At 74.6% G+C, this 17,020-nt stretch carries 13 protein-coding genes; 10 read left to right on the top strand and 3 right to left on the bottom strand.

From position 1 onward, the window contains the following. Positions 1–261 precede the first annotated feature (261 nt). Together QK440_RS34310 and QK440_RS34305 are read left to right on the top strand one after the other, a co-directional pair. Complete coding sequence (locus QK440_RS34310) at positions 262–1,677, top strand: NAD-dependent malic enzyme (RefSeq protein ID WP_282797159.1); 1,416 nt, start codon at positions 262–264, stop codon at positions 1,675–1,677. Positions 1,678–2,141: 464 nt separating this feature from the next. Beyond that, on the top strand, positions 2,142–2,423 hold the full coding sequence (locus tag QK440_RS34305) for an HU family DNA-binding protein (RefSeq protein ID WP_016645140.1): 282 nt from the start codon (positions 2,142–2,144) through the stop codon (positions 2,421–2,423). A gap of 178 nt (positions 2,424–2,601) precedes the next feature. On the opposite strand, the gene murA is transcribed toward QK440_RS34305, so the two are convergent. Next, entirely contained in the window at positions 2,602–3,954 is a 1,353-nt protein-coding gene (murA, locus tag QK440_RS34300) for a UDP-N-acetylglucosamine 1-carboxyvinyltransferase (protein WP_282797158.1), read from the bottom strand. Between the two features lie 252 nt (positions 3,955–4,206). On the opposite strand from murA, the gene QK440_RS34295 reads away from it, so the two are divergent. After that, entirely contained in the window at positions 4,207–4,767 is a 561-nt protein-coding gene (locus QK440_RS34295) for a YqgE/AlgH family protein (protein WP_282797157.1), read from the top strand. A 7-nt stretch (positions 4,768–4,774) separates the two neighbouring features. On the opposite strand, the gene QK440_RS34290 is transcribed toward QK440_RS34295, so the two are convergent. After that, positions 4,775–5,632 (bottom strand): LysR family transcriptional regulator, encoded by an 858-nt coding sequence (locus QK440_RS34290; RefSeq protein ID WP_282797156.1) that lies wholly within the window; start codon positions 5,630–5,632, stop codon positions 4,775–4,777. 108 nt (positions 5,633–5,740) lie between these two features. On the opposite strand from QK440_RS34290, the gene QK440_RS34285 reads away from it, so the two are divergent. From QK440_RS34285 to QK440_RS34255, 7 genes are all read left to right on the top strand, one after another. Beyond that, a complete protein-coding gene (locus QK440_RS34285) occupies positions 5,741–6,940 on the top strand; it encodes an MFS transporter (protein ID WP_282797155.1) in 1,200 nt (399 codons plus the stop codon). Then, positions 6,927–7,226, top strand: a complete 300-nt coding sequence (locus tag QK440_RS34280) for a DUF3039 domain-containing protein (protein WP_037825937.1) — start codon at positions 6,927–6,929, stop codon at positions 7,224–7,226. Before QK440_RS34285 ends, QK440_RS34280 begins: the two co-directional genes overlap by 14 nt. A gap of 764 nt (positions 7,227–7,990) precedes the next feature. After that, positions 7,991–9,625 carry a beta-N-acetylhexosaminidase gene (locus QK440_RS34275; RefSeq protein ID WP_282797154.1) on the top strand — a complete coding sequence of 545 codons (1,635 nt, stop codon included), beginning with the start codon at positions 7,991–7,993 and terminating at the stop codon, positions 9,623–9,625. 296 nt (positions 9,626–9,921) lie between these two features. Continuing rightward, positions 9,922–10,824: an FAD binding domain-containing protein gene (locus QK440_RS34270; RefSeq protein ID WP_282797153.1), complete on the top strand. Its 903-nt coding sequence runs from the start codon at positions 9,922–9,924 to the stop codon at positions 10,822–10,824. Continuing rightward, entirely contained in the window at positions 10,821–12,947 is a 2,127-nt protein-coding gene (locus QK440_RS34265) for a 2Fe-2S iron-sulfur cluster-binding protein (protein ID WP_282797152.1), read from the top strand. Before QK440_RS34270 ends, QK440_RS34265 begins: the two co-directional genes overlap by 4 nt. Before the next feature lie 5 nt (positions 12,948–12,952). Continuing rightward, the gene (locus tag QK440_RS34260) at positions 12,953–15,259 is read left to right on the top strand and encodes a molybdopterin cofactor-binding domain-containing protein (protein WP_282797169.1); all 2,307 of its coding nucleotides are present in this window, start codon (positions 12,953–12,955) and stop codon (positions 15,257–15,259) included. A 160-nt stretch (positions 15,260–15,419) separates the two neighbouring features. Further along, positions 15,420–15,980, top strand: a complete 561-nt coding sequence (locus QK440_RS34255; RefSeq protein WP_282797151.1) for an AAA family ATPase — start codon at positions 15,420–15,422, stop codon at positions 15,978–15,980. 376 nt (positions 15,981–16,356) lie between these two features. Here QK440_RS34255 and QK440_RS34250 read toward each other — a convergent pair. Further along, on the bottom strand, positions 16,357–17,020 hold a 664-nt coding region (locus QK440_RS34250), incomplete at its 5' end, for a L,D-transpeptidase (protein WP_282797150.1).

Genomic DNA, 17,020 nt, shown 5'->3' with positions numbered 1-17,020 from the left:
CGTCGCTACGAGCGACCACTTGCCGCGAGGCGAGCATGGCGGGTCGGTGCCACCAGACGTACACATGAGAGAGGCCCGCGCCCCGTGGCGCGGGCCTCTTTCTGTTTCCCAGGACTTCTCGTATGGTGGAAATTGTTTTCCGAAACCACGGGAAGCACAGGGAACACAACGTTCGCAATCCGGGGCGGCTACCACGTACTCAGGGGTAGGTGCGACGATCGGACGGCAACAGCTACAAGGTGAAAGCAGAGGAAGTCCGCCATGGCAACGGCGCCCAGCGTCTCCTACTCGATGACGGTCAGGCTGGAGGTGCCCGCGAGCGGAACCGCGGTCTCCCAGCTCACCACGGCCGTGGAGTCCTCCGGCGGCTCCGTCACCGGCCTCGACGTCACGGCCTCCGGCCACGAGAAGCTGCGCATCGACGTCACCATCGCCGCGTCGTCCACCGCGCACGCCGACGAGATCGTCGAGGAACTGCGCGGCATCGAGGGCGTCACGCTCGGCAAGGTCTCCGACCGTACGTTCCTGATGCACCTCGGCGGCAAGATCGAGATGGCGTCCAAGCACCCCATCCGCAACCGTGACGACCTCTCCATGATCTACACCCCGGGCGTGGCCCGCGTGTGCATGGCGATCGCCGAGAACCCCGAGGACGCCCGGCGCCTGACCATCAAGCGCAACTCCGTCGCGGTCGTGACCGACGGCTCGGCCGTGCTCGGCCTCGGCAACATCGGCCCGAAGGCCGCGCTGCCCGTCATGGAGGGCAAGGCCGCCCTCTTCAAGCGCTTCGCCGGCATCGACGCCTGGCCGATCTGCCTGGACACCCAGGACACCGACGCCATCGTCGAGATCGTCAAGGCCATCGCCCCCGGCTTCGCGGGCATCAACCTGGAGGACATCTCCGCGCCCCGCTGCTTCGAGATCGAGGCCCGGCTGCGCGAGGCCCTCGACATCCCCGTCTTCCACGACGACCAGCACGGCACCGCGATCGTCGTGCTCGCCGCGCTCACCAACGCCCTGCGCGTGGTCGGCAAGGGCATCGGCGACGTGCGCGTCGTCATGTCCGGCGCCGGCGCGGCCGGTACGGCCATCCTGAAGCTGCTGCTCGCCGCCGGGGTCAAGCACGCCGTCGTCGCCGACATCCACGGCGTGGTGCACGCCGGCCGCGCGGACCTCGTGGACGCCGCCCCCGACTCGCCGCTGCGCTGGATCGCCGACAACACCAACCCCGAGGGCGTCACCGGCACCCTCAAGGAGGCCGTGCGCGGCGCCGACGTGTTCATCGGTGTCTCGGCCCCCAACGTGCTCGGCGGCGAGGACGTCGCGGCCATGGCCGACGACGCCATCGTCTTCGCGCTCGCGAACCCCGACCCGGAGGTCGACCCGGCGATCGCCCGGCAGACCGCGGCCGTCGTGGCCACGGGCCGCTCGGACTTCCCGAACCAGATCAACAACGTCCTGGTCTTCCCCGGCGTCTTCCGCGGCCTGCTCGACGCCCAGTCGCGCACCGTCAACACCGAGATGATGCTGGCCGCCGCCACCGCCCTCGCGGACGTCGTCACCGAGGACGAGCTGAACCCGAACTACATCGTCCCCAGCGTCTTCAACGACAAGGTCGCGGGTGCCGTCGCCGACGCCGTGCGCACCGCCGCCAAGGCCGCGGGCGCCGCGGGCTGACCTTCGGGACCACCCCCTCTTTCCCCAGCTCGGCGGGGTCCCCGGACCCCGCCGCAGGCGCCGCTCACGACCCGCGCGGGCTGTGACCGGTGCCACGGAGCGGCCCCGGCGCGTCGTGGAACGGGCCCCTCGACGGGCCTCTAGGGTGGCTGGACGCGGGTCTGGGGGCCCGCGTCACCCCCGCCCCGCAGGCGTCCTGTGGTGCGGCACCGGGAGCGGACGGAGCGTCACCATTTCGGGGCACCTCAGCGAAATGGGCGCTTTTCGTGTGACTCCCAAGGGTGCCGGATTGGCTTTCCCGCCGCAGGTGGGGGCAGGATGCGTCTCTGGGCGCGAGGGTCTGACCACCGGACCCGGGTCCGGGGCCTGACCGAGACCCTGGCAGCATCGGCTTCGCTGTTGCCTAACATGCGGCTCCGCCGCGTGGCACGCCTCAACGGCAAGAAGAACACGGGAGTACAAACATGAACCGCAGTGAGCTGGTGGCCGCGCTGGCCGACCGCGCCGAGGTGACCCGCAAGGACGCCGACGCCGTGCTGGCCGCGTTCGCCGAGACCGTCGGCGAGATCGTTGCCAAGGGCGACGAGAAGGTCACCATCCCCGGCTTCCTGACCTTCGAGCGCACCCACCGTGCCGCTCGCACCGCCCGCAACCCGCAGACCGGCGAGCCGATCAACATCCCGGCCGGCTACAGCGTCAAGGTTTCGGCGGGCTCCAAGCTCAAGGAAGCCGCCAAGGGCAAGTAAGCAGGCCTCTGGCCCTGTGCAGCGAAGGGCGGCCGCCCCGGTGGGGTGGCCGCCCTTCGGCATGCTGCGTGCGTTCTCTGCTGCGGCGTTGTGGGGGCTGGGCGCGCAGTTCCCCGCGCCCCTTCGGGGCGCGTCCCCTTCGGGGCGCGCCCCCCCTGGTCCTCGTTTCTTCGGGGCGTCAGCCCAGGGCGGGCTGGCCGGGGAGTTCCACCTTGGCGCCGAGCTCCACGAGCTTGTCCATGAAGTTCTCGTAGCCGCGGTTGATCAGCTCGATGCCGTGGACCCGGGACGTGCCCTGCGCCGCCAGGGCGGCGATCAGGTACGAGAAGCCGCCGCGCAGGTCGGGGATGACCAGGTCGGCGCCCTGGAGCTTGGTGGGGCCGCTGACCACCGCGGAGTGCAGGAAGTTGCGCTGGCCGAAGCGGCAGTCGGAGCCGCCGAGGCACTCGCGGTAGAGCTGGATGTGGGCGCCCATCTGGTTCAGCGCGGAGGTGAAGCCGAGGCGGGACTCGTACACCGTCTCGTGGACGATGGACAGGCCCGTGGCCTGCGTCAGCGCGACGACGAGCGGCTGCTGCCAGTCGGTCTGGAAGCCGGGGTGGACGTCCGTCTCCAGGGCGATGGACTTGAGCTGGCCGCCGGGGTGCCAGAAGCGGATGCCCTCGTCGTCGATCTCGAAGGCGCCGCCGACCTTCCGGTAGGTGTTGAGGAAGGTCATCATCGAGCGCTGCTGGGCGCCGCGCACGTAGATGTCACCCTCGGTGGCGAGCGCGGCGGACGCCCAGGAGGCGGCCTCCAGGCGGTCCGACAGGGCGCGGTGGGTGTAGCCGCCGAGGCTGTCCACACCGGTGATCCGTATCGTCCGGTCCGTGTCCATCGCGATGATCGCGCCCATTTTCTGCAGGACGCAGATCAGGTCCTCGATCTCCGGCTCGACCGCGGCGTTGGAGAGTTCCGTCACACCCTCGGCGAGCACGGCCGTGAGCAGCACCTGCTCGGTGGCGCCCACGGACGGGTATGGCAGGCGGATCTTCGTGCCGCGCAGCCGCTGCGGGGCCTCCAGGTACTGCCCGCCCTCGCGCTTCTCGATGGTCGCGCCGAACTGGCGCAGCACCTCGAAGTGGAAGTCGATGGGACGGCCGCCGATGTCGCAGCCGCCGAGGCCCGGGATGAAGGCGTGGCCGAGCCGGTGCAGCAGCGGGCCGCAGAACAGGATCGGTATGCGGGAGGAGCCGGCGTGCGCGTCGATGTCGGCGACGTTCGCACTTTCCACGTGCGAGGGGTCGAGCACGAGCTCGCCCGGCTCCTCGCCGGGGCGGACCGTCACGCCGTGCAGTTGCAGCAGACCGCGTACGACACGGACGTCGCGGATGTCGGGCACGTTGCGCAGGCGGCTCGGAGCGCTGCCGAGCAGCGCGGCGACCATGGCCTTGGGGACGAGGTTCTTCGCGCCGCGGACCCGGATCTCCCCCTCCAGCGGGGTTCCGCCGTGGACAAGCAGGACGTCGTTGGAGGTGCCGTTGACGGTCATGAATCTCGCGTTCCGATGAGGTGGACGGGGGGCCAAGGGGCAAGCGTAATGGCCGCCCGCCCCCCGCCCGTAGGTCCAAGGGGGCGCAAGGACGTCATGAGTCCGCTACAACACGAACCGTGCGGAACCGGACGCTCAGGGTCACCTTCCCCGCGCGTCCCGCACGCCGCCCGCGCCCGCCCTGAACTGGGAGCACTTCCCGGGTGGCGCGTGACTCCCCGCGCGGGGCCGAGATGCGGGATCATGTCAGGCATGACCGAGGTGTCCTCGCTCACAGGGCGGTTGCTCGTGGCCACGCCGGCCCTGTCGGACCCCAATTTCGACCGCGCGGTGGTGCTGCTCCTCGACCACGACGAGGAGGGCTCCCTGGGCGTGGTCCTCAACCGCCCGACGCCCGTGGGCGTCGGGGACATCCTGGAGGGCTGGGGCGACCTGGCGGGCGCCCCCGGCGTCGTCTTCCAGGGCGGCCCGGTCTCCCTCGACTCGGCGCTCGGCGTCGCGGTCATCCCCGGGGAGGACGGCCCGCTCGGCTGGCGCCGCGTGCACGGCGCGATCGGCCTCGTCGACCTGGAGACCCCGCCGGAGCTGCTCGCCGCCGCCCGCGGCTCGTTGCGCATCTTCGCCGGCTACGCGGGCTGGGGCCCCGGCCAGCTCGAGGACGAACTGGTGGAGGGGGCCTGGTACGTGGTCGAGTCCGAGCCCGGCGACGTCTCGTCCCCGGACCCGGAGCGGCTGTGGCGGGCCGTGCTGCGGCGCCAGCGCAGCGAACTCGCCATGGTGGCGACGTACGCGGACGACCCGTCGCTGAACTGACGCGGTCTCAGGCGGTCGCGGCCGCCAGGTACCGCTCCGCGAGCGGGTGCGGGTCGTGGGCCGGGACGGCCAGGTGGACCTCGACCGGGGGCGCGTTCTTCAGGCGTACGTAGCGCAGGCCGGGGTGGGCGTACCGGCGGGCGACCGGCTCCGGGGCGACGCCGATGCCGTGGTCCGCGGCGACGGCCTCCAGCCACTCGTCGAAGTTGTCGGCCGTGCAGGCCAGTTCGGGGCGGCGGCCCGCGGGCCACAGCTCGGGGCGGGTGGTGCCGGTGACGGTGTTCACCACCAGCCGGTGGGCGGCCAGCTCCGCCCAGTCGACGACGCGGCGGCCCGCGAGCGCCTCCGAGGCGCGGGCGAGCACGGCGACGCGCGGCTCGCGCAGGAGCACTCGGCCGCGTACGCCTTCGGGCAGGTCGCCTCGTACGACCGCGATGTCGCAGGCTCCCGCCGTGAGCCCGGCCAGCGGCTCGTCGCGGCGCACCAGGCGCACGCTCGCCCCGGTCGCCGCCCTGAACGCGGTGACGAGCGGGCCGCAGACCTCCGGCAGCAGCGAGGTGAACCCGAGCCGCAGCACGGGCGGCTCGGCGCCCGGGGCGCGCAGGACGGTGTCGAGGCGGGCGAGCAGCGGGGCGAGGTCGTCGCGCAGGCGCTGCCCGGCCTCGGTGAGCTCCACGCGGCGGGTGGTGCGGTGGAGCAGCCGGGCGCCGAGGGCTTCCTCCAGGGAGCGCACGGTCCGGGTGAGGGCGGGCTGGCCGACGCCGAGGGCGCTCGCGGCGTGCGTGAAGCTCAGCTCGTCGGCGACGGCGAGGAAGCCGCGGAGCTGCCGCAGCCCGACGGCGTCCAGGGGGCTCGCAGTATTCATGCCGCCCGAGCATAAGTGCGCTCCGGCGGCATTTCCCCGCCGAACCGGAGAGTGCCTACGTTTCCGGCCGGACTCCAGGAAGCACGGGACGGAAGGAGCTGATCGCCGGTGCGGAAGATCTGGCTGTTGATGCTGGGGGCCTTCACGCTGGGACTCGACGCGTACGTGATGGCCGGGCTGCTGCCCGTGGTCGCGGACGACCTGGGGACGACGGTGTCCCTGGCGGGGCAGATGGTGACCGTGTTCACACTCGCGTACGCGGTGAGCGCGCCGCTCGTCGCCGGCCTGTTCGCGGCGGCGCGCCCGCGCGTGCTGATCCTCGCCGCGCTCGCCGTCTTCACGCTGGGCAACGCCCTGACCGCGCTCGCGCCGGGCCTCGCGGTGCTGCTCGCCGCCCGGGCCGTGGCGGGCGTCGGCGCCGGGGTGTACGCGTCCCAGTCCACGGCGGCCGCCGCCGCGCTCGCCGGGCCCGAGCGGCGCGGGCGGGCGCTCGCCCTGGTGATGGGCGGGATGAGCTCGGGCACGGTGCTCGGCGTGCCGCTCGGGGTGCTGCTCGCCGACCACACCTCGTGGCGGTCCACGATGTGGCTGGTCACGGGGCTCGGCGCGGTCGCGCTCGCGGGCCTCGCGGTGGGCCTGCCACAGGTCCCGGCGCAGCCTTCCGTGCCGCTGCGGGCGCGGCTCGGGGCGCTCACCGACCGGGCCGTCCTGCCTGTCGTGGGCGTGTCCTTCCTGGGGGCGGTGTCCAGCCTCGGCCTGTACACCTACCTCGCGCCGGTCCTGGACGCGACGGGCGGCGTCGGCGAGGGCGACGTGGCGCCGTACCTGTGGGCCTGGGGGATCGGCGGGGTGCTCGGCAGCGTGCTCGCGGGCCCCTTGGTGGACCGTACGGGCCGGGTCCTCGCCCTTGTGACGGGGATCGTCGTTCTCCTGACCGTCTCGGAGGCCTCCCTTCCGCTGCTCGGTGCCGCGGCCTTCCCGGCGCTCGTGGTGTGGGGCGCGGCGGGCTGGGCCTTCCAAGTGCCGCAGCAGCACCGCCTCCTGGCCCTGAGCCCCGAGCGCGGCACGGTGGCCCTGGCCCTGAACAACTCCGCCCTCTACCTGGGCAGCGCCGTGGGCTCCGGCGCGGCCGGGTTCGCCCTGTCGGCGGGGCTCGGCGCGGGCGCCCTGCCGTGGGTGGCGGCCGGGGTGGCCGCGCTGGGCCTGGCCGTCCACCTGGCGGCGCCGCGCGGCGGGCGCGGCCCGGGTGACAGCCGCTGCCAGGACGCGCCGGGCGTGAGTACCCTTGGCACTTATGAGCACTCTTGAGCCCGAGCCCGAGCGCGGGGCAGGTACGGGGACCCTCGTAGAGCCGACGCCGCAGGTGTCGCACGGCGACGGTGACCACGAGCGCTACGCGCACTACGTCCAGAAGGACAAGATCATGGCGAGCGCCCTCGACGGGACCCCCGTCGTCGCGCTCTGCGGCAAGGTGTGGGTCCCCGGCCGCGACCCGAAGAAGTATCCCGTCTGTCCCATGTGCAAGGAGATCTACGAGTCCATGGGTGCGGGCGGGGACAAGGACAAGGGCGGCAAGGACGGCGGCAAGAAGTAGCCGCCCTCGCGCCCGGCCGACCACCCCGGGCGCCCCTTGCCCCCCCGGCGCCCCGGGTGCCCCTTGCCCACCCACCCACCCGTACCACCCCGGTGCCCGGTGGAGCCCACCCCGCCGGCCACCCCGCCCACCCACCCGCCCGTGCGGCCCCGGGTGTCCAGGCCGGGCCCCGACCTGCCGGCTGCGGCTCTCGTCCAACGCCGGGCTTCCCACCCGCCCACCCGCGCGGCCCCAGGTGTCCAGGCGGAGCCCCGACCTGCCGGCTGCGGCTCTCGTCCAACGTCAGGCTTCCCACCCGCCCGCCCGTGCAGCCCCGGGTGTCCAGGCGGGACCCCGACCTGGCGGCTGCGGCTCTCCTCCAACGTCGAGCTTCCCACCCGCCCACCCGTGTGGCCCGGGTGTCCAGGAACGAGCACACAGCCGCGACCCCCTCAGCCCGTCCGGCGTTTGAGGACGAGCGCGGAGCGCGATAAAGCGAGCCGGTCCGGCAGTCGGCGGCGATGCGCGCAGCACAGGTAGTTCCAGCCCGTCCGGCGTTTGAGGACAAGCGCGCAGCGCGACACAGCGAACCGCACCGGCAGCTGGCGACGATGCGCGCACCGCGACGGTCAAGCCCGTCCGGCGATTGAGGACAAGGCGCGGAGCGCCGATGCCCGGCCCAGGGCCCAGGGGTCAGCCCCCGCTCAAGGCCCAGGGGCCAGCCCCCGTTGCGCAGGCCGCAAAGCCCCTTTCACCCCGTGCACGCCCATGGCAGCCTCCTCCCCATGACCTTCGAGCAACTGATCCCGGCGCCCGCCCGCGCCGAGGGCGCACAGGGCGGCGACGGCTTCACCGTCGACGCGTCGACCACGCTCTGGGCAGGCCCCGGCACCGAGTCCACCGAGCGCTGGCTGCGCACGACGCTGGGGGCGGCCTACCAACTCCCGCTCGCCCCCGCCCCCGAGGGCACCCCCGGCGCCCTCGCCCTGCGCATCGCCGAGGGGGACGAGGCGCTCGCCCCCGAGGCGTACCGCCTGACCGTCACCGGCGACGGCGTCGAGATCCTCGGCGGCGACGCGGCCGGCGTCTTCTGGGGCGCCCAGACGCTGCGTCAGCTCCTCGGCCCGGCGGCCTTCCGCAGGGCCCCGGTCACCGCCGGGCGGGCGACCGTGCCCGCGGGCGTCGTCGAGGACGCCCCCCGCTTCCGCTGGCGGGGCATGATGCTCGACGTGGCGCGGCACTTCATGCCCAAGGAGGGCGTGTTCCGCTACCTGGACCTGCTCGCCGCGCACAAGCTGAACGTCTTCCACTTCCACCTCACCGACGACCAGGGGTGGCGCGTGGAGATCAAGCGCTACCCGAGGCTCACCGAGGTCGGGGCCTGGCGGGCGCGCACCAAGTGGGGCCACCGCGCGTCGGAGTTGTGGGACGAGAAGCCGCACGGCGGGTTCTACACCCAGGAGGACATCCGCGAGATCGTCGCGTACGCGGCGGCCCGGCACATCACCGTCGTACCGGAGATCGACGTACCGGGTCACTCGCAGGCCGCCATCGCCGCGTACCCCGAACTCGGCAACACCGACGTCATCGACACCGCGGCCCTGTCCGTCTGGGACACCTGGGGCGTCACGCCCAACGTCCTCGCCCCCACCGACGGCACGCTCCGCTTCTACGAAGGGGTCTTCGAGGAGGTCCTGGAGCTGTTCCCGTCGACGTTCGTCCACGTCGGTGGCGACGAGTGCCCCAAGGAGCAGTGGAAGGACTCCCAGGCCGTCCAGGAGCGCATCGAGCAGCTCGGGGTCAGCAACGAGGACGAGTTGCAGAGCTGGTTCATCCGGCACTTCGACAAGTGGCTCTCCGCGCGCGGGCGTCGGCTCATCGGCTGGGACGAGATCCTGGAGGGCGGGCTCGCCGAGGGCGCGGCCGTGTCCTCCTGGCGCGGCTACGGCGGTGGCATCGCGGCGGCCAAGGCGGGCCACGACGTCGTCATGTGCCCCGAGCAGCACGTCTATCTGGACCACCGGCAGCACGGCGGCGCCGACGAGCCCGTGCCAATCGGCTTCGTGCGCACCCTGGAGGACGTCTACCGCTTCGAGCCGGTGCCGCAGGAGCTCACCGAGGACGAGGCCCGGCACGTGCTCGGCACCCAGGCCAACGTCTGGACCGAGGTCATGGAGTCCCCCGCACGCGTGGACTACCAGGTGTTTCCGAGGCTCGCGGCGTTCGCGGAGGTCGCGTGGAGTGCGCTCCCGGCGCCCGCCGCGCGCGACTTCACCGGTTTCCAGGATCGGATGACCGCCCACTACGCGCGCCTTGACGCCCTCGGCGTGGCCTACCGCCCGCCGGGTGGTCCGCTGCCCTGGCAGAAACGTCCTGGCGTGCTCGGACGCCCGATCGAGGGGGCGCCCCCAAACGTGTGAGGTCCGCCCCGCGCGCGTGCTCCCGGCGGTCCGCCCTGCGACCGTGGGCCGCCAGGAGAAAGCCGTACGAGGCTGACCGAAGACCGGCAATTCCCGCTGACCGGCGAGGGCGTGCGAAAACGGCATATCCCCCAGGTCTGCGGACGAACGTCTCCTAGCGGACCCCCGCGCCGGGGCTCGGTGAAGATGTGCCAGAGTTGCCACGTCCGGGTTGTGAGCACGTACCGTACGGCGGAACAGGCGTAACGGTGAGCACGGCACGCAAGGGCCGGGCCATCGGGAAGGGGCAGCCGGTTTTGACCACGCACGCACCGCGGGCGGCGCAGGGGGCGCAGTCTGTGTCGCTGCCCGCCACGCTCGACGAGGCCGTCGCGGCGCTCGCCGCCGTGCCCGCAGCCGTGCCCGTCGCGGGCGGCACGGACCTGATGTCGTCGGTCAACGCCGGCCTGCTGCGCCCCGCCGCGCTCGTCGGCCTCGGCCGCATCAGCGAGATCCGCGGCTGGCAGTACCAGGACGGCCACGCGCTGCTCGGCGCCGGGCTCACCCACGCGCGCATGGGCCGCCCCGACTTCGCGGCGCTCATCCCGGCGCTCGCCGCCGCCGCGCGCGCCGCGGGACCGCCCCAGATCCGCAACGCGGGCACGCTCGGCGGCAACATCGCCTCGGCCGCGCCCACCGGTGACTCGCTGCCCGTACTCGCCGCACTCGAAGCCGTGTTGATCATCGCGGGGCCGGGCGGCGCCCGGCGCGAGATCCCGGTCTCCCACCTGCTCGCGGGCATGGAGATGCTGCGCCCCGGCGAACTCGTCGGCTACGTGCGCGTGCCCATCCTGCACGCCCCCCAGGTCTTCCTGAAGGCCACCGGGCGCACCGGCCCGGGCCGCGCCCTCGCCTCCGTCGCGCTGGTCCTCGACCCCGCGCGCCGGGGTGTGCGCTGCGCGGTGGGGGCGATCGCGCCCATGCCCCTGCGCCCCCTGGAGGCGGAGCAGTGGGTGGCCGGGCTCATCGACTGGGACGGCGAGCGCGGGCTCGTACCGGAGGCCCTGACGGCCTTCGGCGAGTACGTGGCCGCCGCCTGCATCCCGGACCAGCCGCCCGCCGAGGACGGCAGCGAGCGGCCGCACCCGCCCGCCGTACTGCACCTGCGGCGCACCGTCGCCGCGCTGGCCCGACGAGCACTGGGGAGGGCACTGTCGTGACCGACGGTCGGAACAACGGGGCGGGCGGCGGCTGGGAGCCGCTCCCGCAGGGCGAGTACGACGCCGACGCCACGGCGTTCGTCCAGCTCCCGGAGGGCATGGCCGACGCGGCGCCGCTCGCCGCCCCCGGGCACGGCTACGTACCGCCGCAGATAACGGTCGCGCCGACGGCCGCGGACGCCACCGACCCGGCCGCCACGGGTGTGTGGGTGCTGCCCCCCGAGGTGACGGGCGCCGCGCCCGCCGCCGGCGGCGGCACGCAGACCGTGAGCTGGCCGGACCCGTCCGCGCGCCACGGGCACGGCGGCCACGACCCCTACGAGCAGCCCGGCCACGCCCCGCACCACCCGCACCACCCGTACGGTGAGCCGGTCGAGGGTGCCTACGACGGCCCCGCGGCCGACGGTCCCGCGGCCGACGGTTCGTACGACGGTCCCGCGGCCGACGGTCCGTACGACGGCCCTTCCGTCGACGGTCCGTACGACGGCTCCTCCGCCGACGGTCCCTACGACGGTCGGCCGGCCGAGCACCCGTACGACGGCCGGCCGGTCCACGACGTCTACGACCCCCGGGCCACCGGCCAGTGGACGTTCGCGGACGCGGTGGCGCCGGAGCAGCCGCACGCGGGCGGCGGGCACACGCTCGGCGGCGGGCACGCGCCCGCGGCCCACGACGTGACCGGGCAGTGGTCCATCCCGGTGGCGGACGGTGACCTCCCGGACGAATCGGGCGAGTTCGCCGCGTCGTCCCTCGCGGCCCAGTGGGGCGGTACGCCGCCCGCGACGCTGCCGGGGGGCGCGCCCGCGCCCTGGGCGACGTCCTGGCCCGCCCAGGCGCCCGAAGCCCCCGTGGACGCGCCGGAGGCCCCCGCGGCCCCCGAGGAGGCTCCCGCCGCCCAGGAAGCGGCACAGCGCGCCTCCGCCGAGGAGACCCCCTTCGAGCGGACGGCCAAGCTGTTCGTCGTCGCCCAGCGCCCGGACGGCTCGATCGGGCCCGCCCGGGACGTACCGGAAGAGGCGGCGCAGCCGCAGCCGGTGGCCCCGCCCGAGCCGCCCGCCGCGCCCGAGCCGCCGGCCGCCCACGAGTCACCGGCCGCCCACGAGCCGCCCGCCGCGCCCGACGAGCCCGAGCAGGCCCTCCAGCCGCAGCACGTGGCCGACGGGTACACGCCGGAGTTCGTGCCCGTCGAGGTGGAGGCCGCCGCCCCCGAGGAGACGGTTCTCCCCCCGGAGCACGCGGACGCGGACCCGGCCCCGGAGGAGCCGGAGGAGGACACCGCCGCCGCTGAGCCCGCCCCCGCGGAGCCCGTCCCCGTCGCCGACGCCGGGCCCGAACCCGCCGCCGATCCGGAGGCCCCCGCCGCACCCGTGGCCGCCCCGGAGCCGGATCCCGCGCCGGACCCGGATCCCGCGCCGGACCCGGATCCCGTACCGGTTCCGGACCAGGAACCGGCCGCCGCCACCGAGCCGCAGCCCCCGGCGGACGCGGAGCCGGACCCCGAAGAGGCACCACAGGAGCCCGAGCCCGTCGCGCACCACGACGAGCACCCCCTGGTCTCCTACGTCCTGCGCGTCAACGGCTCCGACCGGCCCGTCACCGACGCCTGGATCGGCGAGTCGCTGCTCTACGTCCTGCGCGAGCGGCTCGGCCTCGCGGGCGCCAAGGACGGCTGCTCGCAGGGCGAGTGCGGCGCCTGCAACGTCCAGGTGGACGGGCGGCTCGTGGCCTCCTGCCTGGTGCCCGCGGCCACCACCGCGGGCAGCGAGGTGCGCACCGTCGAGGGCCTGGCCGCCGACGGGCAGCCCTCCGACGTCCAGCGGGCGCTCGCCAACTGCGGCGCCGTGCAGTGCGGCTTCTGCGTCCCCGGCATGGCCATGACGCTGCACGACCTCCTGGAGGGCAACCCCGCGCCCAGCGACCTGGAGACCCGCCGCGCGCTCTGCGGCAACCTGTGCCGCTGCTCGGGCTACCGCGGCGTCCTGGACGCGGTGCGCGACGTGGTCGCCGAGCGCGCGGCCCAGGGTGCCGCCGCCGAGCAGGAGCAGGACGAGCAGGCCGCCGCCGGGGAGGCGCGCGTCCCGCGCCAGGCGGGCCCGTACGGACAGGACGGAGAGCAGGCGTGACCGGCGTGACCGACGAAGCCGTCACCGCGGCCGACCCCGCGTCCGGCGCGGGGGCCGATGTGCCGCACGGCATCGGCTCCTCGCTGCCGTCGGCGGACATCAGGGCCAAGACCGAGGGCACCTTCCCCTACGCCTCCGACCTGTGGGCCGAGGGCCTGCTGTGGGCGGCCGTGCTGCGCTCCCCGCACGCGCACGCGCGCGTGGTGTCCATCGACACCACCCACGCGCGGGAGCTGCCGGGCGTCCACGCGGTCGTCACGCACGAGGACGTGCCGGGCGCGGCCCTGCACGGCCGCAAGACCCCCGACCGGCCGGTGTTCGCCGCCGACGTCGTGCGCCACCACGGCGAGCCCATCGCCGCCGTCGCCGCCGACCACCCTGACACGGCCCGGATGGCCGCCGCGGCGATCATCGTCGAGTACGAGGCGCTCGACCCGGTCACCGACCCCGAGCAGGCCTTCGAGGCCGCGCCGCTGCACCCCGACGGCAACCTCATCCGGCACATCCCGCTGCGCCACGGCGACCCCGGGGCCACCGGCGAGGTCGTCGTCGAGGGCCTGTACCGCATCGGCCGCCAGGACCCCGCGCCGATCGGCGCGGAGGCGGGGCTCGCGGTGCCGCGCCCGGACGGCGGGGTCGAGCTGTACGTGGCCTCGACCGACCCGCACGGCGACCGCGACCGGGCCGCCGCCGCGTACGGCCTCACCCCCGACCTGGTGAAGGTCGTCGTCACGGGCGTGCCCGGCGCGACGGCCGACCGCGAGGACGCGAGCTTCCAGCTCCCGCTCGGCCTGCTGGCGCTGCGCACGGGCTGCCCGGTCAAGCTCGCCGCGACCCGCGAGGAGTCCTTCCTCGGCCACGCCCACCGCCACCCGACGCTGCTGCGCTACCGCCACCACGCGGACGCGGAGGGCCGCCTGGTGAAGGTCGAGGCGCAGATCCTGCTCGACGCGGGCGCCTACGCGGACACGTCGGGGGACGCGCTGGCCGCCGCCGTCTCGTTCGCCTGCGGCCCCTACGTCGTCCCGAACGCCTTCGTCGAGGGCTGGGCCGTCCGGACGAACAACCCGCCCTCCGGGCACGTGCGCGGCGAGGGCGCCCTCCAGGTGTGCGCGGCGTACGAGGCCCAGATGGACAAGCTCGCCAAGAAGCTGGGCCTCGACCCGGCCGAGGTGCGGCTGCGCAACGCGATGGCGACCGGCGACGTCCTGCCCACCGGACAGACGGTGACATGTCCGGCCCCGGTGGCCGAACTCCTGACCGCCGTGCGCGACTTCCCACTGCCCGAGCTGCCCAAGGACACCCCGCCGGAGGAGTGGCTGCTGCCCGGCGGCCCCGAGGGCGCGGGTGAGCCGGCCGCCGTGCGGCGCGGCGTCGGCTACGGCCTCGGCATGGTGCAGCTCCTCGGCGGGGAGGGCGCGGACGAGGTCGCCACGGCCACCGTGAAGGTGCACGACGGCGTGGCGACGGTGATCTGCGCGGCCGTCGAGACCGGCCAGGGCTTCGCTACGCTCGCCCGCCAGATCGTCCAGGAGATCCTCGGCGTCGACGACGTGCGCGTCGCCCCGGTGGACACCGACCAGCCCCCGGCGGGCCCGAGCTGCCACGGCCGCCACACCTGGGTGTCGGGCGGCGCGGTGGAGCGGGCCGCGAAGATGGTCCGCGCCCAGCTCCTCCAGCCCCTGGCGCACAAGTTCGGCATGTCCACCGAGCTGCTCCAGATCACCGACGGCAGGATCACGTCGTACGACGGCGTGCTCTCCACGACCGTCGAGGAGGCCATGGAGGGCAAGGAGCTGTGGGCCACCGCCCAGTGCCGCCCGCACCCCACCGAGCCGCTCGACGCGGACGGTCAGGGCGACGCCTTCGTGGGCATGGCCTTCTGCGCGATCCGCGCGGTCGTGGACGTGGACATCGAACTCGGTTCCGTCCGCGTGGTGGAGCTCGCCGTCGCCCAGGACGTCGGCCGCGTCCTCAACCCGGCGCAGCTCCGGGTGCGCATCGAGGCGGGCGTCACCCAGGGCGTGGGCGCGGCGCTCACGGAGAACCTCCGCACGCCGCGCGGCATCGTCCGCCACCCCGACCTCACCGGCTACGCCCTGCCGACCGCCCTGGACGCGCCGGACATCCGCATCGTGAAGCTCGTGGAGGAGCGCGACGTCGTGGCCCCCTTCGGGGCGAAGGCGGCCAGCGCCGTGCCCGTGGTCACGTCCCCGGCGGCGATCGCGTCGGCGGTACGGGCGGCGACGGGCCGCCCCGTCAACCGGCTGCCGATCCGGCCGCAGGCGGCGGTGGGGGCGGAGTTGGCCTGACGGCCTTCCCGGCGGGCCGCTGCGGCCCTCGGCGCGGGCGGCTGCCGGAGCCGATGCGTACCGGTGCCGATGCGTGCCGTGCCGATGCGTACCGGTGCCGCCCGGTGGCCGCCGGAAAAGGGGAAGATCCGCGGGGGCGCCCTGCGGTACGTTCGCGCGCGTGCACACCAGCGAAGCGCGTACCGGCGCGGGCCCCGAGGGGGTCGTCGTCATCACCGGCATCATGGCCGCCGGCAAGTCCACGGTCGCGCAGGCGCTCGCCGAGCGCCTGCCACGGGCCGCGCACGTCCGCGGGGACGTCTTCCGGCGCATGATCGTCTCCGGCCGCGAGGAGTACGAGCCCGGGGCGGGCGGCGAGGCGGAGGCCCAGCTCCGGCTCCGCTACGGCCTGTCGGCGGCCACGGCCGACGCCTACGCCGCCGCGGGCTTCACCGCGATCATCCAGGACGTCATCCTCGGTGAGGAACTGGAGCGGTACGTCGGACTGGTGCGCACGCGCCCCCTGTACGTCGTCGTGCTCGCCCCGCGCCCGGACGCGGTCGCGGCCCGGGAGGCCGCCCGGAACAAGACCGGGTACGGCGAGTGGACGGTCGAGGCGCTCGACCAGGGGCTGCGGGCGGACACCCCGCGCATCGGACTGTGGCTCGACAGCTCCGAGTTGACGGTGGACCGGACGGTGGACGCGGTGCTGGCGCGCCTTGCCGAGGCGGCGGTGGCCTGAGCGCGGAATGTCTCCGACCGGCGCCCGGACTGTCGCGATGACGTTCCAGAAGCCCCATCCCCCCATAAATCCCTTTTGAGTGGGGCGAGTCGCAGGGCACCATCGAGGTGTTCCGACAGCACGACGCGCACCGCACGTCGCACAGGGCGCGACGCGCACCGCGTGACGCAAGAGGCACGACGCACGAAGCACGACGTAAGAGGCACGACGCAAGAGGCACGACGCACGAGGTACGACTCGACTCACTACGGGGGAGACACGTCATGGGGGATGACAACGACACCGGCTGGGGCCGCTGATCCCAGCACTCCAGGAGGGGCGGTTCCGATGGGGCCGCCCCTCACGTGTGTCGGCGGGCTTCCCCGTGTGGTGCTCCTCAGCGCGGGGCGGCGGGTGTGCCGGGGGCCCTGCCCTCGACCGACAGGACGGACCCCGGGTCCAGGTGCCCGTAGAGCCACTGCGCGTCGGCGGGCCGGAGTCCGATCCAGCCCCGGGTGGTGTCCTGTCGGCCGGGGGCCTGCTCGGCGTACGTCAGGGCGACGACGTAGTTGGTGGCGCCGTCCGGGCCGCGCAGTTCGAGCACCCAGGGGAGCGTGACGTCGTACTCCTTCCCGAGGCCGACCGATTCGCTGGAGAACCGCTTCGTGCGGTGCTTGGCGACGACCGTCATGCGGCCCGGTTCCGTGGGGTGGCGGGCGCTCCCGGAGGAGACGGGCAGCCGCCGGTCCCCGACGACCAGCGTCCGCCCGGCCAGGTCGACGGTCGCGTCGGGCGCGGCGGAGCGCGTGCTCGGCGCGGCGGGCGGGACCGGGCGCCCGCCGGAGCCGTCCCCCGAGCCGCCGCCGAGACCGGCGGTCAGTCCGAGCACGAGGGCGCCCGCGGCGACGGCGGCCCCGCCCCAGACGGCGGCGTGCCGGCGCCGGCGCCCGGCCCCGGCGCGGCGGCGGACCTGCGCGCCCGCCCTGGGCGCGGGCGCCTCACCGCTCCCGGCGAGCTCGCGCAGCGCGGAGGACAGCTCGCGCGGGGACAGGTCATCGGAC

Source organism: Streptomyces sp. CC224B (assembly GCF_030010595.1).
GTDB classification, from domain to species: domain Bacteria; phylum Actinomycetota; class Actinomycetes; order Streptomycetales; family Streptomycetaceae; genus Streptomyces; species Streptomyces longispororuber.
Note: the sequence above shows the minus strand (reverse complement) of the source record. Positions and strands in the feature narration are given on the sequence as shown.